Origin of the sequence: Aeromonas sp. ASNIH5, assembly GCF_002902865.1 — a bacterium.
GTDB lineage: Bacteria > Pseudomonadota > Gammaproteobacteria > Enterobacterales > Aeromonadaceae > Aeromonas > Aeromonas caviae.
Window position 1 is genome coordinate 2,073,423 of the sequence record NZ_CP026122.1, and the last position, 23,892, is coordinate 2,097,314.

Here is a 23,892-nt window from a genome sequence, read left to right on the forward strand (position 1 = left end):
CGATCAGCTATCGAAGGCCACCGATCGCGCCAGACTCTCCTGCGCTTCAAGAGCAGACAGCCTGCCCTTGAGCGCCGCCTGGATGACGCCGAAGGCGTCACCGCCCAGCGCCACCCGAAGCGGTGGCTTCTCGCTCGTGGCCGTGTCGAAGATCCGGTGCGCGATCTTCTGCGGATCGAGCGTGTACAACTCGTCACCCGCGTTCTCGAACATCGCGCGAATCTGTCCAGCAGGCGTGTCCTGATAGGCGGGGTTCGCCAGCGCGTACTGCAAATTGCGGCTGAAGCTCGTGCGTGCGCCGCCCGGTTCAATGAGTGTGACGAAGACCCCAAACCCCTCCAGTTCCTGGCGAAGGCATTCGCTGAAGCCTTCCAGACCCCATTTTGCGGCGTGGTAAAGACTGCTGGTCGGCAGGGAGCCTTGGCCACTGGCGCTGGAGATTTGGATGATCCGACCGGCTCGCCGTGTGCGCATGGCGGGAATGAAAGCCCGCGTGACGTGCACCGGCGCCAGCAGGTTGAGGCTGATCTGCCCTTCGATGTCCGCGTCGGAAAACTCTTCGGTGGCGCCGATGATGCCACCGCCGGCGTTGTTGACCAGGACATCGACCGGGCGGCGGGCCTCGGCGCGCTGGACCACGGGTGCGATGTCCCCCTTTACGGTCACGTCGAGCCGTTCGACAACGAGCTGGTCACCGTAGCGTGCTGCCAGGTCGTCGAGCGTCTCGGGACGCCTGACGGTGGCCGTGAGGTCATCCCCCGAAGCCAGGATGATTTCAGCAAGATGGCGACCGATGCCGCTGGATGCGCCGGTGAGGAACCAATGTCTGGACATAAATGCACTCCTGTGGTTTACTTACCAACTAGTTTGTAAGTTAATGGCGCCCGTGTCAAGCGATGATGGGTGCTCGGATGAAATGTTGTTGAGGAGTAACGGCCCATGGCCAAGAGACGTCCCGCCGAGACCCAGCAAATGCTGCTGGACGCTGCGCTGGGGGAATTTGCCGAGAACGGGCTGGCGGGGGCACGAATTGACCGGATCGCGGCGGCTGCAGGCATCAGCAAGCCGATGCTTTATGTCCATTTCGGGGACAAGGAGGCTCTCTTCGACGCCGTGCTCAGCCGGGAAATCCTCGCCGCGGCGCAGGACGAGCGCTTCGATGCGGACGATCTTCCCGGCTATGCAGGGCGCACCTACGATTTGCTCACCGAGCGGCCGCACCTATGGCGGCTCATGACCTGGTTCCACCTGGAGCGAGGCCAAGAAGTGCTCCTGCTTCCCGCCGGTCACAGCGTACTGGAAGCCAAACATGCGGCCATCACCGCTGCCCAGGCGGAAGGACGCATCACCGCGGATTTCACGCCTGATGAGATCGTGCGACTGGTAGCGACGGTCGTGCAAACGTGGTGCATGGCACCGGCGGCGAGGGATTCGCAGGAGCACGAGGCGCGCAGACGGGCGATTCAGTTGGCGATTGCGCGGATGCTGTCGCCTGGCGAATCCCCCCTCCAGCGCGGGAAAATGGTTGACGCCTCGCGCTGAACCCGGACAAGGAAGTGCTACTTGGCACGGGAGGACGACATTCAGGCGCGACGTGGCCATCGGTCCCACAGCCATTCGTCAGACATCCGAACCCAGTGCGACCTGGCAACGCACATGCAGGAGCAGAGTGCGTCGGCGCAATCAGCGCATGGTCGTGGGTCGTGCTGGAAGGGGGTTAAGCCGAGACCGTGATGACGCGCGGGTCGCCACGCCCCTGCACGGCCGCCCACTCCTCGGCGCTCAGCAAGCTCTGCGGATCGACACCGAGCCCTTGAGCGGCCTCCGCCGCGACGTGCGCCCACGTGCAACGGTTCGCGAACAGCATGCCGGCCACATCGAGTGTTCCGCCGCGCGCCTGGTAGCCCAAGGCACGGGTCTGCCGCGCCCCTGTATCGATCCGGCGCATCAGGCCCAGCGTCGGCTCGGGTCGCATGTGCGAGACGATGACGCGCACGGCGGCAGTCTCCGGGAACAGGGCGCGCAAGGCCTGGTCGCCGGCCACAAAGTCCTGCTCGCGTTCGTCGCGGGGTGCTCTGAAGCGGCCCGGCTCGATGACGCAGGTCACTGCGGTCCGATGTCCAGCGGCTTCGAGGCGCCGCCCCGCAAGCAGGGCCTGCTGTAGCTGGTATGCGCCGATGGCAACCAGCAACACCTCGGGGGCGTCGCAGGGCTTCACCACCCAACCACCCTGATCGACCAAGCGTTCGGCCTGCTCGGCACTCAACTGGCTGGCGACGGCCCGCTTGGGAACGACCAGCGTCCAGAACTGGCCATGCGAGGCGTAGGCCGCGCGCAGCGCCGCAACGGCACTGTTGGCATCGACCGGGAACAACACGCGCGAGGTGTCGGACATTTCGCCCAACAGCGCTTCGGCCAGCGTCGGATCCTGGTGCGACTGCTCGTTCTTGCCGTTCTCCCAGGTGTGGGACGTCGCAACCGTGACCACCGACAGCCATCCGGGTGGTGTGCCTGCCTGCGCCTGATGTCGCGCGAACAGGATTTCCTGGCGCAGCGCGCCCAGCATCTTGACGGCAAATGCCTCGTAAGAGACGACCAAGTTGATGCCGCCCTTGTTGCCCAGCGCCGCGCTGACCACCGCTTCTTCGTTGAGCGCCGTGATCACGGCGCCATCGACGGCCTCCGCCAGGCCCGGTTCGGGCGTGAAGACGCGGTGTTTGAGCAGGTCCAATGTCTGGCCCATGCGGTTGCTGCGCAGCTCGTCCGGATTGCCCACCCGCGGACGCAGCTGTGGGTTGGCTTGGACGAGGGCCGCGAAGGCTCCGTCGAGTGCCGCCATTGGCGAGACCTCGCCCTGGCCCGCAACATGCCACTGCGGAACCGGAAGTCTGGGGGCCGCCACCTGGCGGTGCGCCAGGGCATGGTCCCGCTCCAGGGGACGATGCTGCACTTCGTGCTGGCACAGTAGTGCCACCGCTTCGTCGAGTTCGTGCGACGGCACGAAGAGAGCGCGAGCACCCTCGTTGAATTGCTGAAGCGCTATCTGGTCGACCCGGGGGTTCCCCTCCAGCGGGAGGTTGTGCGCGGCATTGGTTCCAGCACCGGGGAAGCCGAATCCCTTGGGCGCTTCGGCGATGGTGTAGTGGAGGGGTACCGGGTACTGAACGGTGCCCTGCGAAACTCCAGCCGCGCAGGCCGACAACCGCTCCTCCATCGCGTGAACGGCCCAGGCGAACGCGGCGGGGTCGGTGCCGTCGATCTCCATCGGGTCGAAGCCGTTCAGCCGCAGATGCTGGTGGAACCATTCTCGGCCCCCCTGCTGCTGCATGGTGCTGCGCTGTTCGATGCGGCGACCGTTGAGGATCATGAACGGAGCCACGAAGCCGCTGTCTTCTGCCCGCCACCAGCGCGGCGCCCAGTCACTGCCACGCTGCTCCTCGAAAGCGCCGTCGCTGAGGAACACCACCAGCCGCTCGCCGGGCAAGGGCATGTGCACGTACTGCAGTTCGGCAAAGCCGAGATAGCCGCCCTCGGACAGACCGCCTGCCGTATTCGGGCCGACGTGGCTGCCCAGCGGCGAGGCGGGACGCCCCTGTGCGTCGATCGCGTAGCTATAGAAATCCCGGGCAAAGCGCGTGAGGCCGCTTTCGCTGCGGTCGTATCTCTCGGCGTGGCGCGGCGTCATGTTGCCCACCAGAAGGTTGCAGGCATCGATGCCCGCGACGCAATGGCCCTGGCCCATCAACCAGCCACGCGTCAACCCACTGAGCGCGTTCGCGGCCAGGTAGCCGACATAGGCCGGCACGATGTTCAGCGACCCACCGGTATGCCCCTCCGGCGTCTCCTTGAAATCCTCGGCTCTCATCCCCCGGCCATCGGGATAGACCCGGTCGGCATAGGTCATGTGAACCGTCAACCACATGCCTGCCACGGCCAGGCGGTCCGCCGCCCACAGCGTGCGATACACCGCGGTTGTGTCGCTCGCCTTGCCTTCGGCAACCAGCACCTGTGCGAGATCGTGGACTCGCAGTTGCGTGAGATCGTTGTGGGTGATGGGGCCGTGGCCGCGCGCCCAGCGGGCGAACTCGGGATCAGACTCGCGGAACACGCGGACGCGCTCGGCGACCCAGGGAAGCTCGTGGTTCATGTGGAAAGTCCTTGAGAGCCGGCACGCAGGTAAGCGCGACGGCGAGATTGGGAAGGCTGGCGTCTGCGATCGTCTTTCGCGCGCCAGCGGCACGGCCATCTAGCGTTCATGGCTGGTGTTCTCCATAAAGATCAGAGCGGGTCAAGGGCACGGGCCAGCTTCCGCCGTCGCGTTTGGACGCGACGATCTGGTAGATCCCAGTTCCCCCGGCCTCGAATTCCAGTGCACACGCCGCCATGTACAAGCGCCAGATGCGGAAGGTCACCTCATCGACCTCCCGCAAGGCCTCCTCCCGGCGCGCTTCGAGCCGCTGGACCCAATGACGCAAGGTCAGCGCGTAGTGGGGTCGAAGACCTTCGACGTCATGGATCTCGAAGCCGGAGCGCTCCATCCCTAGCTGGATATTGCTGACGCAGTCCAATTCGCCGTCGGGGAAGACGTAGCGGTTGATGAACTCGGTCGCGACGGTTCGGTTCCAGCCCTCCTCGTCATGGGTGATCCCATGGTTGAGGAAGAGTCCTCCTGGCCGCAAAACCCGCTGGACCACGGCGTAGTAGGCCGCTAGGTTCGCGAGTCCCACGTGCTCGAACATGCCAATGCTTGACACCTTGTCGAAAACGGCCGTGCCTTCGAGGTCACGGTAGTCGCGCAGTTCAACAGTGACGAGATCCTGCAGGCCCTCCGAGCGGATGCGCTCGCGCGCGTATTCGAGTTGCTGTTGGCTGAGCGTGATGCCGTGCGCACGGACGCCATGTTCTCTTGCCGCCCAGCATACGAGCGCGCCCCAGCCGCAGCCGATGTCGAGCAGGCGTTCGCCTCGCTGCAGACGCAGCTTGCGGCAGATGTGCTCCAGCTTGTTGCACTGAGCCTGGTCCAGCGTGTCATCCGTCGCCTTGAAATAGCCACATGAGTAGACCCTCTCGGCATCGAGCCAGAGGCCATAGAACGCGTTGGACACATCGTAGTGAAAGGAGATCGCGGCCTGATCGGTTTGACGCGAATGGCGATGGGAGAAGCGACGTGCGACGCGCGAGGCCAGACTCCGCGAGGGCTTCAACCCGTCCTGGTCGGACACGCGCAGCAGCAGTGCGTCGCGCAACAGGGCCAGTTTGTCGCGCCAAGAGAGCGAAAACTTCTCGAAATGCGCCTTGAGCCCGAGCGCGGTGTACAGGTCTCCCTCAATGTCGATGGTGCCGCGGAAATAGGCTTCCGCCAGCAGCAGCGGATCCGGGCGCAGGACCAAGCGACGCAGCAGGCCCGGGTCACGGATGATCAGGGTGTATTCCGGGTGCGATTCGAGCTCGTGCAAGAGCATATCGCCCAGACGCAACGCCGGCGGGCGCTCGATGCCGGCCAGCAGCCGGCGCAAGATCCGTAGCGCGGCGGCATATCCGTCGGGCGATACGGTTCGATCCCGTGTCGTGAGGTGGCTCATCGGGGGCGCCTCGCTCGCTCGTGTGCAGCGGATGCTGCGAAGTGGATAGACGACTCACACTTGGCGCTGGCGTGATCGGCACGACCACAACCGCTGCACCGCATGTACGTAGAGCGTCGTGATGCCGGGGAATGTCGACGATGATCAGAGCGATTCATGCGCGTACACGACGGGACTTCGCGCGCACCGAATTGCGCTGAACGTCCGCATCCGCTCCTTCGATCAAGCCGCAGACGGAATGGCCATCCGGGACGCCGTCCGGCAGCCGCTTCCAGTCGCGCTCTGCCTGCTGCATGCGGCGATGCAAATCCGTCGCCTCCTTCAGCCGCCGGGCCTGCTCGTCAAGCCGTTCGCTCAGCAGCGCCCGCGCGCGCGGACAAGGCGATGCACCCCGCTGGCTCATCTCGACAAACTCTGCAGCGTCCTTGAGCGTGAAGCCGAGGGCCAATGCATTGCGTATGAAACGCACCCGGGCGACGCTTCGATCCGAGAATGCGCGGTAGCCGTTCGTGCCCCGGCCATCGGGCACCACAAGCCCCACCCGAAGGTAGTGACGCAACGTGTCCGGTGTGACGCCTGCCGCCTTGGCGCATTCAATGAGTTGCATCACCATCCTCCAGCAAGGTTGTCTTGAATCCCTTCACTTTCGAGCGAGTTTGAACCCAGGTGCTGCACATGGGTCAAGGGCCCGGTGTCTGAACCGCTCCGTTTCTTCCTTCAACGTGCGGTTGGATGGGCAACTGGACCATCTTCGGCGCGAGCATCAACGGGCGTGGCTCCCGGCCCGGAGGAAGACTTATCGTGGTCTTGTCCCAGTTCATTGCCTATACCAAACCACTTGCCTGGTCATTCAGCGTTCGGAACGTCTCACGCGCGATCGCTAACTGCTCGCGTGCTTGAACCACCAGCACGGCGACGGCGGATCGGGATGACTGCAACTGGGCGACTTCAGTGTTGGGCGAGTAGGCGCGATTGCGCTCTTCGTCTAGTTCCAGGCCGATGAACTCCAGGCCATCAACGATGCGCCGACGCAACGCGGCCGAATTTTCTCCAGCTCCGCCAGTGAAGGCCACAGCATCGCAACCGCCTATCGCGGCGGCGTAGGCGCCGATGTACTTGCGCACGCGGTACGCGTGTACCTGCAATGCCAGTTGGGCGGCTGCGACTCCTTCTCCCGCGCGCTTCTCCACAATCCGCAGGTCCGAACTCTCACCCGACAATCCTTTGAGTCCACTGTCGCTGTAAAGCGCCGCCTCGATCTGCGCCAACGTCAAACCCAGTGCGCGTGCGACGAAGCCGGGTACGCCAGGGTCGAGGTCTCCACAGCGCGTGCCCATCACAAGACCTTCAAGCGCGGTCATTCCCATCGATGTATCGATCGACCTTCCTCGATCGATCGCGCAGACGCTGGCGCCGCTTCCAATGTGGCAGCTCACGATACGAAGTTCTGACGGCGGCCGTTTCAGCTCGGTGCTGACGGCGGCCAGTACACCCTGGTGGGACAGGCCATGGAAGCCGTATCTCCGTACCCCTGCCGCGCGCCACGATGGCGGAACAGCATAGGAATGGGCGTATTCGGGCATGTCGTCATGGAAAGCGGTGTCGAAGACCGCGACGTGGCGCACGCCGGGCCAACGCTCGCGCGCGAGCCGTATGCCAGCCAGTGCGACGGGATTGTGCTGCGGAGCCAGAACCGCAGCCTGGCCAATCTCGTGCTCGACCTGCTCATCCACAAGAGCTGCGTCGCTCAACAGGGGGCCACCGTGTGCGACACGGTGGCCGATACCATCGAGCGATGTCACGCCAGCCCTGCGCAGCTGGCGCTCGATCTTCTCGAACGCGGCAGCATCAACTGCGGGATGATCGATCGCCGGCTCGATCACGGAGACAGTGGAGTCCGATACGAAGACCCCGAACTTGAGCGTCGCGCTACCGGCATTGATGGCGAGGACGCGCATGTCAGCCCCGGTCAGCGCAGTCGGCGCCAACGCCACCACCATTGGCTGCGTGCGTGCGCTGGAAAGGCAGGACAGCACCCAGCGAGAACGGGACAATGGTCCACCAGCCCAGTCCATCGGCCTGGCGATGGGGCACCGCCGCTGGCGGGGCAGGCGTCAGAACGACGCAACGCGATCGTTCAATTCGCATAGGTCTGCTCGAACACAAGCTCCGCCCACAGATCGCGGACCCGGCGCCACGACTGCATCGCCTGTTCAACCACGTCTGCACCCGCGCGTTCCAACTGATACCAGGGATTGACCGTCCGATGGGGATCCTGCGCCCCCCACTGCTCAAGCCATCGCTGCATCCAAGGTAGCAGCGCGAGAGCTGGCGTCATCTGTTCAGACCAGACCTTGCGGCTGACGCGCATCGGATGCAGCGCACGAAGAGCACGGGCCGATTCGGGGGTGACGACGAAGCGGACCCACGGTGACACCCACTGCGCATAGAAGCGCTCGGTAGCCTCCGAAAGCGCCTCGACCTTGTCGAACCCAGCGGGGATGGCGTCGAAGGGCAGGTCTTCCAGCCGCCGGGGCTCGAACCGCGCGCCGGCGGCCGACTCCGCAGAGGTGCTGTCATCCAGAACCATCTCGTAGAAACCGGGATCGAGCGCCTGGATCGAATCGGCATGATGCAAGATGGCACGATGCTCCCGTCGCGCCACTGCGGCGGAGACGAATATCCCGAGGTGGCCCACGTGCTGGTGCATCAGGTAGACGACGCGCTGGCCTGCAGCGACCAGGTCCGCGGTCGTTGGATAGACTGCCTTGAGCCAGCCAAGCGCCTGATGGGGGGGCGTGATGTTGTCCCCGTTGGAGCAGAAGATCATCAGGGGCGCGCCAACGCGTCTCAGATCCGCGCGGCAGTGGCCATCGACGACGACCTCGCCCTGCTCCAGATGATTGCCGACGAAAAGATCGCCTGCAATCGACAGCATTTCCTCGCGGGCAAGTTGGTAGAAGCCATTCCACCAGCGCTCGAACTCCAGGAAGCGATCGCGCTCGATCTCCGGTTGCGCGAACAGCGTGTCGTATTTATTGAACACGCCCTCGGGCCGCAACGCCTCGAAGTTCTGGACCAGCCAGGCGCCATCGAAGCGCCCGGCACCGAGGTCCGAGACCCAGTGCGCTGGCCAGATGCCGCCCGTGAACCCACCGAGCAGTCGCATGGGGTTGATGCCTCTCTCGCCTGCCCAGTACGACAACGGCGAGCCGTTCAACACCGCCAACGCGGCGCGGTGCTCGCAATGTGACAGTGCCAGTGTGATCGCCCAACCGCCTTGGCAGTTGCCATAGACGATCGGGGCCTTTCCTCGGTGGCGCTTGGCCACGATGTCGATGAACGCAGCCAGTGTCTGCACCACCGCGCCCATCGTCTGTCCCTCGACGGGCTCTGGATCGAACACCACGAAGTACACCGGATGGCCTTCGAGCAGTGCCATGCCAACTTCAGAATCGCGTTTGAAGCCGCCAATGCCAGGGCCATGGCCGGCGCGTGGATCGACGACCAGCACCGGCGCGGCGCCTTTGCGCACATGCTTCTCCAAGGCGTCAGTGCCACAGCGAGTGACGCGCAGGAGCCGGTAGTTGCTCGCCGGTTGCAAGTCGTGGCCGTCAGCCACCTGCTCTGACTCGAAGTGGAGCAGCGGCGGCATACCCGCCGCTTCGTGTTCGGTCATGTTGTTGGCGCGCTGTCTCAGCGCTTCGCCGGACGCGACGGTCCGCCACAGCATGTCGCCCCAGTAGGCAGCAAAGAGCCCAAGCGGTGCGGCGGCGATACCCTGGGAGTTCGTGCGTGCGTCCATGGCGTCGATCAGCGGCAGCAGCAGCCGCCATGCCCCTTTGAACGGGCAGCGGCCGGCGCATGGGAGGCACCGGCACCCGCCGCAATGCCCGGCGAGGAATCAGCGGATGCCTCGTAGCCCGCGGCAGCTAAGGCCGCGATCAGCTCAGGCGTCTTCTGGGCCGTCTGGTCGCCGGTGACACTCGCTGTGCCGCGAGCGAGATCGACATGCACGTCTTGCACACCAGCTACGCGCTTGAGCGCCTTGCTGACCGAGTTCGCGCAGGAGGCGCAGGTCATGCCGGCAACCTTGAGTTCGATGGTTTCCATGATGATGCTCCGGTGGTTTCAGTGGTGGTGCCCGGACTGGCCGACGGATTTCGGGCGGCTCCGGTCGTCTGATTGGCGCGCAGGCGAACCCTCTTCATCGCCCCGAGGCGGCTGATCTTGATGGTCATGACCACCATGTGCGCCGTGACTGCCATGGCCGAAGATGTGCATCAACGGACAGGCGAGGATGAAGAGGAAGGGAAGCAGTTGCAGAAGATGGGCGTTGTGGCGGTAGAACATCCAGGCAACGGCGGCGGCGAGGCCGAGCCACAGCAGCCACTGGTTGATACGAGACCAGTTCGGGCTGTTTCCTGTGCTCTTACTTCGATCGGGCGGAATATTCATGGCGATGCTCCTTCGTGAAGTTGACCCTTGTCGATTGGCGAGATTCCCGCATTCGAGTGCCGTGCAGGGCGCAGATCAGGCCCATCCATGAGACATGGTATGCCAGAAGAATGGGGCTGAACACCGGAGATTTCCATGGCCCCGGGCTAGAAAGTCCTCGATAGTTTCTGAGCATGATCGACCCGTGCCAAATGTGGCTTGTTAAGCTCAGCATAGAGCTGAGGTAAAGGCAGTACCTTGATCTTGATCAAAAAGACTCTCTGTACCCAGCTACGGGGTACATACCCCGCGCAGCGAACTAGCAGACCAGCTCACCTCAGGGGCTCAGCGCACACCGCCAAGTGAGCGCGCGACAGATGTGCCGAGCAGGCAGACGTTCGGCACCGATCGGAGGCTATCTACGAACGGTGTCCGGAACTGTGACCGGATCGCGGCCGAGCAAAGGCCCTCGCGTGCGGTGTGGACGTAGCGATGGGATACACAAGCGCATGATGTCGGCGCTTGCCGCTAGGACTGGGCACGTGGCAGTCACGGAGAAAAAATGTCCCGCTCGCGTAGCAACGTGGCCGGCCGGGTAGATCCCAGAATCAGGCAAAGAGATACGCCAGTTGGCTGGACGGACCGCAGCGCCCTCGGACTACTGCCGCAGATGGGGCAATACCAAGTCAAACCTGGTGACAAGCTCACTGGAGGTCACGGCAACGGAGCCACCATGTGCCTCCGCAATCGATTTCACGATGGCAAGGCCAAGACCGGCGCCCGCCGTATTTCGTTGCCGTGCCGGATCAACTCGGTAGAAGCGGTTGAAGAGCTTTGGTAGATCGGGCTCAGGAATTCTCTCACCCGGATTGACCACACTGATCGTTGTCCACTGCTCATCCTGCGAAAGCAAGACCGTGATGCTCTTGCCGCGAGGCGTGTGTCGAATTGCATTCGAGAGAAGATTGTTCAGCGCCCGGGTGAGCATTTCCCGATCCGCCGCTATGCTGCCGATCGCCCCTTTAACACCAAGCGTAATGCCGCTATCTTCTGCCAGCGCCTCGAAATAGTCGAACAGACTCCGCACCAATTCGGACAGATCAATGGTAGACAGACGCAAGTTGCGGGGATCATTTTCCGTTTGGGCAAGAAACAGCATGTCCCCAATCATGCGTCCCATCCGATCAAACTCTTCCAAATTTGAATAGAGGATTTCTCTGTATTCCTCGTTGCTGCGCGGCTGGCCAAGCGCCACGTGAGTCTGCGTGACCAGGTTGGTGACGGGCGTGCGCAACTCGTGCGCGATGTCTGCGGAAAAGTGTGATAGCCGGGTGAAGCCTTCCTCGATTCTCGCCAACATATCGTTGAAGGCGAATACCAGTTCCGCCAGTTCGATCGGCACATCCCGAGGATCCAGCCTCACATCCAGCTTTGAAGAGCGAATCGCCCGAATCTCTTCATTGACCTTGCGAATCGGCAGGTGGCCCCACTGCACCGCCAGCCAAGCCACACCGAGCGCCAGACACATGACCAAGCCGGTTGCCCACCAGAGCATGCGCTTGAACTCCGCCAGGAAGTCGAGATGAAAGCCGATGTCCATGGCGGCGACGATGCGGTAGCCGGACGCCGCTGAATCGTCAGCAGGCAGTTGTACCACCACACCTCGATAGGACCTCTGATCCTCCTGCCACACGATCAAATCGTCAGCGGTGATGCGGTTGACCAACTTTTTGCTACTGGCAAGTTTCGACAGGTCAGGGCCGGGCGTGGCATAGATGCTATTGCCAGACCCATCGTAGACGCCGTACGTCATCCCATGATGCCCTGCGACTGCGTTGGCCAAGTGTTGCTTCAGTTCGTCGCTTGCGATGTCACTTGCAAGCTGGTGCAAGGGCTGAGCCAAAGCGGTTGTCACTGCCTCCAGTTCGTGGGCATCCTGTTGAGCAAAGTGGTGCTCCAACGACCGGAGAATGACCCAGTTGAACACAAGAAACACCAAGGTCGTGGCAATACCAACCAGGGCCGTGACCCTTAATGCAAGCGACGCTGGACGGCTTTGCCGCGGCTTATGGCGAAGGGGCATCATCGGGCGCATCGAGCGTGTATCCCATTCCACGCACGGTGTGGATGAGCTTCGGATTGAACGCATCGTCGATCTTCGCGCGTAGACGGCGGATGGCTACATCGATGACGTTGCTGTCGCTGTCGAAATTCATGTCCCATACCTGCGACGCGATCAGAGAACGTGGAAGGACCTCCCCCTGGCGACGGGCCAGGAGCTCAAGCAACGCGAACTCCTTGCTGGTGAGATTGATGCGTTGGCCAGCGCGCGTTGCGCGCCGGCGCGCCAAGTCCAGTACCAAATCGGCAACCTGGATGCGATCAGGCTGGCTCGGAGCGCTTCCGCGTCGCAGCAGCGTCCGCACCCGCGCCAGCAACTCAGAGAACGCGAATGGCTTGACGAGGTAGTCGTCCGCTCCCAGTTCCAATCCCTTGACACGGTCGTCTACACCGCCACGCGCCGTCAGAAAGAGCACAGGGACCTGTTTACCGGCATCTCGAAGGGCACGCACGATGCGCCAGCCATCGACATCCGGCAGCATGACATCCAAGACCACCAGATCGTATGTCTCGCCCATGGCCAGGTGGTGTCCGTCCAATCCGTTGCGCGCCAGGTCCACCACGAACCCTGCCTCCATGAGACCTTGGCGGACGTAATCCGCAGTCTTGTTCTCGTCTTCGACGACCAGCAACTTCATCGCATGCCCCATGAATCGCTGCGGCGTAAGGAATTTGTCCGCTCACGATGATTCATCCATTTGATTCTGGTCAGCAATTTACCGGCCGCCACCTTCCACGAACATGACGCGACCATTACATAAATGTAATTCAAGGGTCATTCGCTGGAAAGTGCCCAACCCATAGCATAACCTGCATTGCGTCGAACTGTGCCGCCCAGGACGGGGGCACTGAGAACGACTTTCAAGTCATCTTTGGAGGATTTCAGGCCATGTCGCCTCGTTCGCCCTTTCATATCGCCCACCCCCTGGGCCTGTCTCGCCGGCGTTTTGTTCAGGGGCTGGCCGCTGGCGGCGTCCTGGCCGGCCTGTCCACGCCAGCGCTCAGGGCATTCGCCCAGCAGGGCTCCGCTACGCGCGGTGCCGCTCCGGTGCTGAAGGGCACCGAGTTCGACTTGGTGATCGCCGAATCGCCCGTGAACTTCACGGGCAAGCCAGGCGTGGCTACGACCATCAACGGCTCGCTGCCGGCACCGACATTGCGTTGGCGCGAGGGCGACACCGTCACCATCCGCGTGACCAACAAGCTGCGTGAATCCACATCCATCCACTGGCACGGGATCATCCTGCCGTATCAGATGGATGGAGTGCCGGGCATCAGCTTCAATGGCATCGCTCCCGGCGAGACCTTCACGTACCGCTTCAAGGTTCAGCAAAGCGGCTCCTACTGGTACCACTCGCACTCCGGCTTCCAGGAACTCACGGGCATGTACGGGGCGATCATCATCGACCCCGCTGGCGCCGAGACCATCCGCGCCGACCGTGACCACGTGCTGCTGTTCTCGGATTGGACCGACGAAGACCCGATGCGGGTGTTCACCAAGCTCAAGTCCCAAAGCGACTACTACAACTACAACCAACCTACCGTCTTCGACTTCTTCCGGGACGCCTCGCGCGACGGCATGGCCGCTGCGATCGACAAGCGCAAGATGTGGAACGAGATGCGGATGAACCCGACGGATCTCGCCGATCTGTCTGCCGCCACGCTGACCTATCTGGCAAACGGCGTCACCCCCGCCGGGAATTGGACGGCGCTGTTCCGACCGGGTGAGCGCGTGCGGCTGCGCATGGTCAACGGTGCGGGCAACACCTTCTACGACGTACGCATTCCCGGACTGAAACTCACGGTGGTGCACGTCGATGGTGTTGACGTGGAGCCGGTGACCGTCGATGAGTTCCGATTCGGTCCGGGCGAAACCGTCGACGTGATCGTCCAGCCACGGGATGACGCTTACACGATCTTCGCTCAGGCGATGGACCGGACAGGCTACGCGCGGGCCACGCTGGCCGTGCGTGAAGGTCTTCAAGCTCCCGTGCCTGCCCTCGATCCGGTCGAATGGCTGACCATGAACGACATGATGGGCGGCATGATGGGGGGCATGGACCATGGCGGGTCCGGCCAGGCCATGGAGATGACCGGGATGACGGGCATGACGGGGATGACTGGGATGGGCTCGGGTTCGATGTCCGGGATGGATCATGGGGCGATGGCTGGCATGAACCACGGCGCCATGAACCACGGTGGCATGGCGATGGATCACAGCCAACACGCCGCGGCTGCGGGGGGACTGGCCGTGCCCAGCACTACTGCTCGCCACGCTCGCACCGAGTATGGCGCCAGCACGGACATGCGCGTTGACATGGCGCGCACCAACCTCGATGACCCCGGCATTGGACTGCGCAACAACGGTCGGCGCGTGTTGACCCTCGCGGATCTGCATACCCCGTCGGGGCCGCTGGACAAGAGAGGCCCTGGCCGGGAGGTCGAATTGCACCTTACGGGCAACATGGAACGCTACGCATGGTCCCTGGACGGGCTGGAGTTCGGAAAGTCCACGCCGGTGCACTTCAAACACGGCGAGCGGCTGCGGGTCATTTTGCACAACGACACGATGATGACCCATCCCATGCACCTGCACGGCATGTGGAGCGAGCTGGAAAGCCCCGACGGTCGCTTCCTTGCGCGCCGCCACACCCTGCCGGTACAACCGGCACAACGCATCAGCTTCCTTGTGACAGCCGACGCGCTCGGCCGCTGGGCTTGGCACTGCCACCTGATGTTCCACATGGATGCCGGCATGTTCCGCGAAGTCGTGGTGTCTTGAACCCAGCGCACAAGGAAGACCAAGAATGTCCAAAGCACTCCCCACTCGCGCACTGGCCACGACGCTCCTGGCGCTGGTAAGCGTCGCCGCCCAGGCACAAGCACAGAACGACCATGCAGCGCACGGCCAGGCCGACACCCAGACAGCCGTGCCATCCACTCGGTCCGCACCTCCTGCCGCTGCCGACCCGCACGCGGGTCACACGGCGCCGGCGAGCGACACGGCTGCGGCCCCGGCCATGGATCACGGCAACATGCAGATGCAGGGCGGGTCGGCGCCTCCTGACGCCCGCGATCCGCATGGCTACTCCAATGGCCTGACATTGGGATCGGGCGACTACGCCGTACCCGGTGTGCCGCGGCTGATGCTGGCCGACGAACACAGGTTCTTCTCGTTGCGCGGCGAAACCCTGGAACGCCGCTTCACGCGCAAAGGGGACGATTCCACGGCCTACGACCTCCAGGCTTGGTATGGGACGACCTACAACAAGGCCGTCGTGAAGGCCGAAGGCGATATCGCCAAAGGAAAGCTCGAAGAATCGCGTACCGAGCTTCTCTGGGGGCACGCCGTCGCACCGTACTGGGACACCCAGCTCGGCGTTCGGGTGGATAACGGAGAAGGCCCGAGCCGTCAATGGTTGGCTTTCGGCATCCAGGGCCTCGCCCCCTACTGGTTCGAGCTGGAGGCGACGGGCTACGTGGGAAGTGGCGGACGTACGGCGCTGCGTGTCGAAGGCAGCTACGAGCTGCTGCTGACCCAGCGACTGATTCTGGAGCCTCGTGCCGAATTGCAGTTCTATGGCAAGGACGACCCGGAACGCGGTATCGGCAAGGGCTTGGCCGAAGCGTCTGCTGGCTTGCGCCTGCGCTATGAATTCAGTCGCCAGTTCGCTCCCTACATCGGCGTGGAACGGGCGGGCAGCTTCGGACGCACAGCGGACTATGTGCGTGCCGAAGGTGGCCGCGCGCAGCAGACGCGCTGGGTGGCTGGCGTGCGATTCTGGTTCTAGAACCTTGTGGGTTTGATCATCTGATGAGAGGCAATCTATGAACATGCACTACGACAGAAGCCAGGGCAAAGTGCCGAGACGCCAAGCATTGATCGCTGGCTTGTTGGTGATGGCACTCGCAGGACCGAGCCTGGCGCAGAGCCGACCGATCGCCAAGGTGTGGAAGGACCCGAGATGCGGTTGCTGCAAGGACTGGGTCTCACACCTGCAAGGCGCAGGCTTCGATGTGCAGGTTCTTGACACCGGGAACACGGCAGCGCGCACGCGGCTGGGCATCCCGCAGAAGTACGGTTCGTGCCACACGGCGCAGATCGGCGGCTATGCCATCGAGGGTCATGTGCCTGCCTCGGACATTCAACGCTTGCTGCGCGAAGCCCCGCAGGCCATCGGCCTCGCGGCGCCAGGCATGCCGGTCGGTTCGCCCGGCATGGATGGTCCGGCCTATGTTGGACGCAAGGACGCCTACGACGTGCTGCTGATCGGGAAAAACGGTAGTAGCACGGTCTATCAGTCGCATCTCTGACCATCCATCAACTCTTTTCCGTGGAGATATGCCATGCAGCATCAGCACACACAGACCCCCAGCGATCGTCCCCGGTTCTGGCGATCGCGCTACGGCGTGGCGTTCCTCATCATCGCCGCTGTCGCCGCGTATTTCCTGCTCAAGGAGCACACGGCACATGTTGCCGGCTATCTCCCCTTCCTGCTGCTGGCGGCTTGTCCGCTGATGCACCTGTTCATGCACCGTGGTCACGGCCACGGAGGACACGATCATGCCGCGCGTCAGGGTGAGGAAGGTGCCGCAGCCTCCAAGGAGCAGAAGCAATGAGTCGAGGCACTCGCACCGTGCGAGCACGCGACGCCGCGCTTGTCTCCTTGCGCGCCTGCGGCCTGCTGCGATCACCAGACACCAACAGTTAACGGCGGAGGGCACTTGTCACTATGAATTCACCCAGCAAGTCTTCAGGACATGAGCACGCAGGCATGGCGGCGGGTGCCACAACGTCCGGCCCGCATACCCACCACCATCACGCCAGCCATGCTGGAAGTGACGACGCGGGCGGGTCCTCAAGCCACACGCAGCCCGATGCCGCGACGCGAGATCCGGTGTGTGGCATGGCGGTCACGGCGGCGTCGGAGCACCGCTCCACGCACTTGGGGAACACGTACTTGTTTTGCAGCACCGGATGCAAGGCCAAATTCGACGCCGATCCGGCGCGATATGCCAGCGGTGACGCGGGCATAGGCACAGGCAGCGGCCATGCACCGCATCACCATGCCAGCACCGCAGTTTCACCGGCCCCGGCGGCATCGCCAACCGCGCCCGGAACCATCTACACCTGCCCGATGCACCCGGAGATCCGCCAGGATCATCCGGGAACCTGCCCCAAGTGCGGGATGACGCTTGAGCCTCTGCTGCCCGACCTCGATGACGACAACCCGGAGTTGCGTGACTTCTCGCGTCGCTTCTGGTGGACCTTGCCGCTGACGCTCGTGGTCCTGGCGCTGGCGATGCTGGGCGAGCGGCTGCACCTGATGGACATGGCTACACAGAGCTGGGTCGAGTTGGTGCTGTCGTTGCCGATCGTGCTGTGGGCCGGCTGGCCCTTCTTCTCCCGCGGCTGGCTGTCCGTGGTCAACCGCAGCCCGAACATGTGGACACTGATCGGCCTGGGAACGGGTGCGGCATTCATCTACAGCGTTGTGGCAACCGTTGCGCCGGAAGTGTTTCCAGCTTCCTTCATGTCCATGGGACGGGTCGGCGTGTATTTCGAGGCCGCCGCCGTCATCATCTCGCTGACACTGCTCGGCCAGGTGCTGGAACTCAAAGCCCGCTCCCAGACTTCGGCGGCCATCAAGTCGCTGCTGGGGCTGGCGCCCAAGACCGCACGGCGCATCAATGCGGACGGCAGCGAGGAAGACGTGCCGCTCAGCCATGTGCACGTCGGCGACCTGCTGCGCATCCGACCCGGCGAGAAGGTGCCGGTGGATGGCATCGTGCACGAGGGCAGCAGCTCGATTGACGAATCCATGCTGACCGGCGAACCGCTGCCCGTCAGCAAGCGCGCGGGCGACAAGGTCATCGGGGCCACACTCAACACCAGCGGCGCGCTGGTCATGCGTTCGGAGCGGATCGGCTCGGACACCGTTCTGTCGCAAATCGTCCAGATGGTCGCCCAGGCGCAGCGTTCCAAGGCGCCGATGCAACGCATGGCCGATGTCGTGGCCGGCTACTTCGTGATGGCCGTCGTCGCCATTGCGGTCACGACGCTCGTTGTATGGGGATTCTTCGGGCCGCAGCCCACCTGGGTCTATGGACTGATTAATGCGGTGGCCGTCCTGATCATCGCCTGCCCGTGCGCGCTGGGTCTGGCCACGCCGATGTCGATCATGGTCGCAACGGGCCGTGGCGCCACACAGGGGGTGCTTTTCCGCGATGCCGCGGCGATCGAGAATCTTCGCAAGGTCGATACCCTCGTCATCGACAAGACAGGAACCCTGACCGAGGGCCGACCTGCTTTCGATCAGGTCGTCGCAGCACCCGGCTTTACGAACGATGAGGTGCTGCGTCTTGCGGCCAGCCTGGACCAGGGTAGTGAACACCCCCTGGCCGACGCCATCGTGCAGGCCGCGCGTGCCCAGGGCCTCCAACTCGTGAAGCCTCAGACCTTTGAATCGGGAACCGGCATCGGCGTGCGCGGGAAGGTTGAGCACCGGCAACTGGCGTTGGGCAACACAGTGCTGATGGAACAGTCTGGCGTGTCGGTGGAACCGCTCGTACCCCAGGCCGAAGCTCTGCGCGGCGAAGGGGCCAGCGTCATGTACTTGGCTGTGGACGGGCAGCTCGCGGGCTTGCTCGCCGTATCCGATCCGGTCAAGGGCAGCACCCCCGAGGCCCTGGCCGCGTTGAAGGCTGCGGGCCTGCGGGTCATCATGGCCACCGGGGACGGGCAGACCACCGCCAAATCCGTCGGTGCGCGCCTAGGCATCGACGAGGTGCATGGTGAGGTCAAGCCGGCGGACAAGCTCATGTTGATCGAGCGGCTGCAGAAAGAAGGCCGCATCGTCGCCATGGCCGGAGACGGCATCAACGACGCGCCGGCCTTGGCGAAGGCAGACGTGGGTATTGCCATGGGAACCGGAACCGACGTGGCGATGAACAGCGCCCAAGTCACGCTGGTCAAGGGCGACCTGCGTGGCATCGCTGTCGCTCGCACGCTCTCGGTGAGTACCGTGGGCAACATGAAGCAGAACCTCATGTTCGCCTTCCTCTACAACGCGCTGGGCATCCCCATCGCCGCCGGGGTTCTCTATCCCCTCACGGGCTGGCTGCTGTCGCCGCTGATCGCAGCATTGGCGATGAGCCTGAGTTCGGCGTCGGTCGTTGGCAACGCCTTGCGCCTGAGAGCGAGCCGACTGTGACCGGATCTTCTTTCTGAACCTACAGGAGCCTGCTATCGCCCAGCGAACCGCATTTTTCGTTCCACGCCGTTACGAAGGTGCAAGCCTTATCTCGGCATTTCGTTCTTAAACCACCCTCACACATCAAGGTAGGAATCTCTATGACCCGTTCACATTTCATCGCCAAGCTCGTCGCGCCGATCGCTGCTGGCCTGTTCGCCACCGCCGCATTCGCGCATCCTTCGCTGGTGTCTTCAACGCCGGCCGACAAGTCGCAGGTTTCCGCGCCAGCCACCATCGAGCTGAAGTTCTCCGAAACGCTGGTGCCGCAGTTCTCCGCCGCGAGCCTTGTCATGACGGGCATGCCGGGAATGGCGAGCCATGGCCCGATGAAGATCAACGCCAGCGTCGCGGGTGCCGGCGACGGCAAGACCATGGTCATCACACCGGCACAAGCGCTCCAGCCGGGCGACTATCGCGTCGAATGGCGTGCCGTCTCCTCGGACACGCATCCGATCACGGGTAACGTCACCTTCAAGGTGAAGTAAGCCCATGGCCGGGGATTGGTTGACCATCGTCCTGCGCCTGGCGCTTTATCTTGATCTGGCGGCGGCGTTTGGCGTCGCCATGTTCGGTCTCTATGCTTTGGGCAACGACGAGCGATCCTCGACGATCTCGCGCCGCTATCGCGTACTCATTGGCGCATCCGCTGCCATCGGCATTGCCCTGTCGATGTGGGGCATGACGGTCATGGCCAAGGCCATGTCCGGCGCCCAAAGCTACGCGGAGTTGTCAACGCACGTTTTCGACATGCTCATTACGGGCACGCATATGGGCATCGCCTGGTGCATTCGCATCCTGGCGCTGTTGGTGTGTGTGCTCGTCGCAATGTTGAAATTGAACGCTACCTTGCGATTTGCAGTGATGGCGCTCTCCACCGGCGTGGCGCTGGCGACCCTTGCGTGGGCAGGCCACGGTGCGATGGACGACGGCGTTCGCGGCTACATCCATCTTGCGTCGGATATCACGCACCTCTGGGCAGCGGGCGCTTGGGTGGGCGCATTGGTGGCGTTCTTGATGCTGGCATCCCACAAGCGGGATGTCGCGCAAGACCCGGTAGCGGTCCTCAGTCGGACGTCGAATGGCTTTGCTCGCATAGGTACAGCGATCGTGGCCGCACTCGTCGTGAGTGGAATTCTCAATTACCTGTTGATCGCCGGACCATCGTTTGATCCGCTCATCTCGACGCTGTATGGCCGGCTGCTGATGGTAAAGCTCTTGCTTTTCGCAGGCATGCTGGCGTTGGCTGCTGCCAATCGGTATCGGTTGAGTCCGAGCCTGGAGGCAGCTTTGAAGGCAGGCAATCGCGCGCAGGCAGTCATCAAGCTTCGGCAGAGTCTGTTCACGGAGGCGACCTTGGCCGTCTTGGTTCTGGCGAGCGTTGCGTGGCTCGGCATCTTGTCTCCCACTAGGACCTAGTCTTTCATGGGCGTCAGATGGGGTCGCAGCCACGCTTCTCGATAAGAGGAGATGAAATGGTTTTGGACGACTTGAGCCAGGAGGCGGCCTATGGAACTGCGACATCTTCGTTGCTTCGTAGTCCTCGCTGAGGAACTGCATTTCACGCGGGCCGCCGAGCGCTTGCATATCGAGCAACCCCCGCTATCTCGGGCCATCAAAGAGCTTGAAGACGAGCTTGGGGTGGTCCTTTTCGACCGGAACCGCCGAGGAACAGAACTGACGGCCGCAGGTGCCACATTCTTGCAAGACGTTCGCAGGCTGTTCACCGTGCTGGAACAGGCACGGGAGAATGCCAAGGCCGTCGGGGCGGGCTTGCGAGGAAGCATTCGCATCGCGGTATCTGACGGAGCGATCGATCCTCGACTAGCGGCGTTTCTCGCCCGTTGCCGTGCAGAGGAACCGGAGATCGAAATCCGCCTCTGCGAACTTCCTTTGGCCGAGCAGTTGCGCGGCCTGCGATCGGGCGACTTCACAATCGGGTTCGCGCACACGGCCGATGTCGGTGAGGGCATCGTTGCCGAACCGCTCTGGCAAGACCCGCTGGTGATTGCTGTGCCGGCCCGACATGCACTGCTCGCCCACAAAGAGGTTCCACTTCACGAACTCGGCGGGCATCCGCTTGTCTTGTGCGACCCACACGCATGCGAGGGCTATTGCCGCGAACTTGGGCGCCTTCTGCAGGTGGTGGAGCACAAGCTGAACGTCGTGGAAGAAGTGTCCTCGCTGGACATGATGCTCACCTTGGTTGGTGCCGGCTACGGCGTCGGCTTCATGACGGCGACCAAGATTCCGGTTTCTCAGCGGCCGGATGTAGTCATCCGTCCCTTGGCAATGGATTCCGCCGTCATCACCACCTACCTCCTTCGGCCGGACAACAGCAATATGTCGGCTTCGCTGGAGCGGTTTATCGTTCGCCTACGTGACTCCGCGGGCGGCTGACAAAGCCTCGCTGGCGGATATCCTCTCAAGGATCGGTTTCGGCACGCAGATTGCGTTCGGTCGCCGCCATCAGCTCAGCCGCACCTATCCCGAGCGCCGTAGCAATTTTCAGTATGAGGGGAAGCGTGGGCACGTGCTCACCACGCTCGATCTTGCCCATGTGCGAGCGCGAAATGCTTGCCCGAGATGCGAACTCGTCTTGCGCGATTCCTTGTGCAACGCGCGCAGCGCGCACGGCCTGTCCGAAAGCTGTTGCCGCCGCGGATTCATACGTTGTTGTGCCAGAAGGACGGCCTGGCTGAATGGTTGATTTCTGCATTAGCAGAAGCGTCAAACAATCCGCCAAAATTAACCACGTTAAAGATAACGGCGTTAAACTTCACTCTTGACTACGACGCAGGTTCGCCTTCTTGGCCAGAACCCTTTTTGGGGGCTCTCATGCATGATGCCACCAGCCAGTCTTCTCATCTCAAGCTCGCCATAGCACCTGGCGTGCCGTCCTCATGCTTCTCCACGTTGCTCGCCCTGCAGCGCGCGGAAGAGCCGAACATCACCATCGCGTTTTTTGAGACATCAAGTGACGACCTGGTGACGGGCCTTGATGATGGCCGCTACGACGCCGGGATGTCGCTTCGGAACGTGAGTGCTTCATCCCTGAAAAGCCAACCGCTGTGGATCGAGAATATCGCTGTTGCCATGCCATTGCGGTCCCCCTTGCTTGCCCAGACGAAGCTCACGATCGCCGAGCTTCTGGACTACCCCGTGTTTCGCTGGCCAGCAGAAAGCTGCTCACTGCTGGATCAGCGGCTTTCATCCCTCCCGCCGTTGAGCCAGCAGAGCATCCAGCACGTGACCTCTTTCGAGATGTTGGCGCTATGGGTCGGCGCTGGCTATGGTGTCGGGCTCACTGCGCAATCGTGCATCGAGCGCGCTGATGCGTGGGGGATCACCGCGCGGCCGCTGGCCGAGGGGCCCTATGAGGTCGTGACATACCTGCAGCGGCCCAACGGACGATCCAATGCTGTTTACGAGCGGTTCGAGCGCAGAGCGATGCAGGTTGCCCGAAGTGGCGCATGACAAGGGCGGGCGAGGCAAATCCCATCAGCACACCGTCCTGAACCGGCTGCGGTATTCGGCCGGTGTGGTATCCAGCTTCCTGCGGAACGCACGATTGAGCGTATCGGTAGTGTTGAAGCCGCAGGCCGCGGCGATGCGCTCCAGCGGGTCGTCCGTGGTTTCCAGCCGGTTGCGTGCCATCTCCACGCGCACCGATTCGATGTAAGCGGCCGGTGTCATGTTCAGTTCCGTCTTGAAGATGCGGGTCAGTTGCCGGTCGCTGACGTGCGCCTGCTCGGCTAGTTGCGCGATGGTGACGGGCTCGCCGATGTGGCGCATGACGTAGTGGCGTAGCGCATCCATGCGCCGAGTTGTCGAGGTCGGCTCCAGCGAGGCGCTGAACTGGCTTTGTCCACTGGGGCGTTTGAGGAACATGACGAGCTGGCGCGCCACGCGCAGCGCCAGCCGCTCGCCGAAGTCGTCGGCGACCAAGGCGAGCGCCAGGTCCAGGCACGCTGTCAGCCCGGCGCCGGTCCAGACGTTGCGGTCGCGGATGAAGATCGGGTCGGCGTCCACCTTGACCGCCGGGTGCTCCTCGGCGAGCTGCTGCGCGGTGGACCAATGGGTGGTGGCTCGCCTGCCGTCAAGCAGGCCGGCCGCGGCCAGCACGTGCGCACCCACGCAGACGGACGCAATGCGGAGGGTGTGGATCGCGAGGGCCTTCACCCGCGCGGCGATCGATGGCGCCACGACGGCGCGCACGCGGCGCTGTGCATCGACCTCGACCGCGCCGGGGACCACGAGGGTGTCGATCCTGCGGCGGGTTAAGTCGTCGAACGTCGCATCGGGCAACACGCGCACGCCAGCCGAGGTGGTGACCGGCGCGAGCGTCTCGGCCGCCAGCACCACCTGGTAGCCCGTGGGCTCGTCCATCTCGCGCTGAAGCAGCGAGAACACCTCCGCCGGGCCGGTTACGTCCAGCAGATCGACGTGCTCGAACAACACGATGACGATGAGGCGCTTGATGGTGGCCATGCGGGGTT

At 63.2% G+C, this 23,892-nt stretch carries 22 protein-coding genes; 10 read left to right on the forward strand and 12 right to left on the reverse strand.

Features of this window, described 5'->3' with window-relative positions; all coding sequences use genetic code 11:
- Nucleotides 1–3: 3 nt before the first annotated feature.
- Nucleotides 4–834: an SDR family oxidoreductase gene (locus C2U30_RS09535; RefSeq protein WP_003090276.1), complete on the reverse strand. Its 831-nt coding sequence runs from the start codon at nt 832–834 to the stop codon at nt 4–6.
- Between the two features lie 105 nt (nt 835–939).
- Between C2U30_RS09535 and C2U30_RS09540 the strand changes: the two genes are divergently transcribed.
- A complete protein-coding gene (locus C2U30_RS09540) occupies nt 940–1,542 on the forward strand; it encodes a TetR family transcriptional regulator (protein WP_034137602.1) in 603 nt (200 codons plus the stop codon).
- Between the two features lie 175 nt (nt 1,543–1,717).
- Here the strand turns inward: C2U30_RS09540 and C2U30_RS09545 are convergent, their stop codons facing one another.
- The 9 genes from C2U30_RS09545 to C2U30_RS09585 all read right to left on the reverse strand — a co-directional run bounded on the left by C2U30_RS09545 (nt 1,718) and on the right by C2U30_RS09585 (nt 12,778).
- Nucleotides 1,718–4,147: a xylulose 5-phosphate 3-epimerase gene (locus tag C2U30_RS09545; protein ID WP_034137601.1), complete on the reverse strand. Its 2,430-nt coding sequence runs from the start codon at nt 4,145–4,147 to the stop codon at nt 1,718–1,720.
- 106 nt (nt 4,148–4,253) lie between these two features.
- A complete protein-coding gene (locus C2U30_RS09550) occupies nt 4,254–5,582 on the reverse strand; it encodes an SAM-dependent methyltransferase (protein WP_034137600.1) in 1,329 nt (442 codons plus the stop codon).
- A 154-nt stretch (nt 5,583–5,736) separates the two neighbouring features.
- Complete coding sequence (locus C2U30_RS09555; RefSeq protein WP_009516039.1) at nt 5,737–6,189, reverse strand: MerR family transcriptional regulator; 453 nt, start codon at nt 6,187–6,189, stop codon at nt 5,737–5,739.
- Nucleotides 6,190–6,406: 217 nt separating this feature from the next.
- Entirely contained in the window at nt 6,407–7,636 is a 1,230-nt protein-coding gene (locus tag C2U30_RS09560; RefSeq protein WP_231980862.1) for an acetate/propionate family kinase, read from the reverse strand.
- 83 nt (nt 7,637–7,719) lie between these two features.
- Nucleotides 7,720–9,387 (reverse strand): DUF3141 domain-containing protein, encoded by a 1,668-nt coding sequence (locus C2U30_RS09565; RefSeq protein WP_034137599.1) that lies wholly within the window; start codon nt 9,385–9,387, stop codon nt 7,720–7,722.
- A gap of 8 nt (nt 9,388–9,395) precedes the next feature.
- Nucleotides 9,396–9,695, reverse strand: coding sequence for a heavy-metal-associated domain-containing protein (locus C2U30_RS09570; RefSeq protein ID WP_034137598.1), 300 nt, complete (start codon nt 9,693–9,695; stop codon nt 9,396–9,398).
- A gap of 18 nt (nt 9,696–9,713) precedes the next feature.
- Entirely contained in the window at nt 9,714–10,040 is a 327-nt protein-coding gene (locus C2U30_RS09575; RefSeq protein ID WP_034137597.1) for a DUF2933 domain-containing protein, read from the reverse strand.
- A gap of 637 nt (nt 10,041–10,677) precedes the next feature.
- Nucleotides 10,678–12,114 carry a heavy metal sensor histidine kinase gene (locus C2U30_RS09580; protein WP_052198941.1) on the reverse strand — a complete coding sequence of 479 codons (1,437 nt, stop codon included), beginning with the start codon at nt 12,112–12,114 and terminating at the stop codon, nt 10,678–10,680.
- Nucleotides 12,086–12,778 (reverse strand): heavy metal response regulator transcription factor, encoded by a 693-nt coding sequence (locus C2U30_RS09585; protein WP_034137596.1) that lies wholly within the window; start codon nt 12,776–12,778, stop codon nt 12,086–12,088. The genes C2U30_RS09580 and C2U30_RS09585 overlap by 29 nt, the downstream gene beginning before the upstream one ends.
- A 251-nt stretch (nt 12,779–13,029) precedes the next feature.
- Between C2U30_RS09585 and C2U30_RS09590 the strand changes: the two genes are divergently transcribed.
- The 8 genes from C2U30_RS09590 to C2U30_RS09625 all read left to right on the forward strand — a co-directional run bounded on the left by C2U30_RS09590 (nt 13,030) and on the right by C2U30_RS09625 (nt 21,793).
- Entirely contained in the window at nt 13,030–14,922 is a 1,893-nt protein-coding gene (locus C2U30_RS09590) for a copper resistance system multicopper oxidase (RefSeq protein WP_103243650.1), read from the forward strand.
- A gap of 25 nt (nt 14,923–14,947) precedes the next feature.
- Entirely contained in the window at nt 14,948–15,931 is a 984-nt protein-coding gene (locus tag C2U30_RS09595; protein WP_173668942.1) for a copper resistance protein B, read from the forward strand.
- Between the two features lie 37 nt (nt 15,932–15,968).
- The gene (locus C2U30_RS09600; protein WP_034137595.1) at nt 15,969–16,454 is read left to right on the forward strand and encodes a DUF411 domain-containing protein; all 486 of its coding nucleotides are present in this window, start codon (nt 15,969–15,971) and stop codon (nt 16,452–16,454) included.
- A gap of 33 nt (nt 16,455–16,487) precedes the next feature.
- The gene (locus C2U30_RS09605; protein ID WP_006226242.1) at nt 16,488–16,760 is read left to right on the forward strand and encodes a DUF2933 domain-containing protein; all 273 of its coding nucleotides are present in this window, start codon (nt 16,488–16,490) and stop codon (nt 16,758–16,760) included.
- Between the two features lie 287 nt (nt 16,761–17,047).
- Nucleotides 17,048–19,354: a heavy metal translocating P-type ATPase gene (locus tag C2U30_RS09610; protein WP_199767357.1), complete on the forward strand. Its 2,307-nt coding sequence runs from the start codon at nt 17,048–17,050 to the stop codon at nt 19,352–19,354.
- Between the two features lie 140 nt (nt 19,355–19,494).
- Nucleotides 19,495–19,881, forward strand: coding sequence for a copper homeostasis periplasmic binding protein CopC (copC, locus tag C2U30_RS09615; protein WP_008063308.1), 387 nt, complete (start codon nt 19,495–19,497; stop codon nt 19,879–19,881).
- Nucleotides 19,882–19,900: 19 nt separating this feature from the next.
- Nucleotides 19,901–20,812 (forward strand): copper homeostasis membrane protein CopD, encoded by a 912-nt coding sequence (gene copD, locus C2U30_RS09620; protein WP_438826939.1) that lies wholly within the window; start codon nt 19,901–19,903, stop codon nt 20,810–20,812.
- A gap of 90 nt (nt 20,813–20,902) precedes the next feature.
- Nucleotides 20,903–21,793 (forward strand): LysR family transcriptional regulator, encoded by an 891-nt coding sequence (locus tag C2U30_RS09625; RefSeq protein ID WP_034137592.1) that lies wholly within the window; start codon nt 20,903–20,905, stop codon nt 21,791–21,793.
- Between the two features lie 25 nt (nt 21,794–21,818).
- Here the strand turns inward: C2U30_RS09625 and C2U30_RS09630 are convergent, their stop codons facing one another.
- Complete coding sequence (locus tag C2U30_RS09630; RefSeq protein WP_034137591.1) at nt 21,819–22,112, reverse strand: helix-turn-helix domain-containing protein; 294 nt, start codon at nt 22,110–22,112, stop codon at nt 21,819–21,821.
- A 119-nt stretch (nt 22,113–22,231) separates the two neighbouring features.
- Here C2U30_RS09630 and C2U30_RS09635 point away from each other — a divergent pair, with 119 nt between their 5' ends.
- The gene (locus C2U30_RS09635; RefSeq protein ID WP_103244674.1) at nt 22,232–22,870 is read left to right on the forward strand and encodes a substrate-binding domain-containing protein; all 639 of its coding nucleotides are present in this window, start codon (nt 22,232–22,234) and stop codon (nt 22,868–22,870) included.
- A 24-nt stretch (nt 22,871–22,894) separates the two neighbouring features.
- Here the strand turns inward: C2U30_RS09635 and C2U30_RS09640 are convergent, their stop codons facing one another.
- A complete protein-coding gene (locus tag C2U30_RS09640; RefSeq protein ID WP_034137589.1) occupies nt 22,895–23,884 on the reverse strand; it encodes a GlxA family transcriptional regulator in 990 nt (329 codons plus the stop codon).
- Nucleotides 23,885–23,892: the final 8 nt, after the last annotated feature.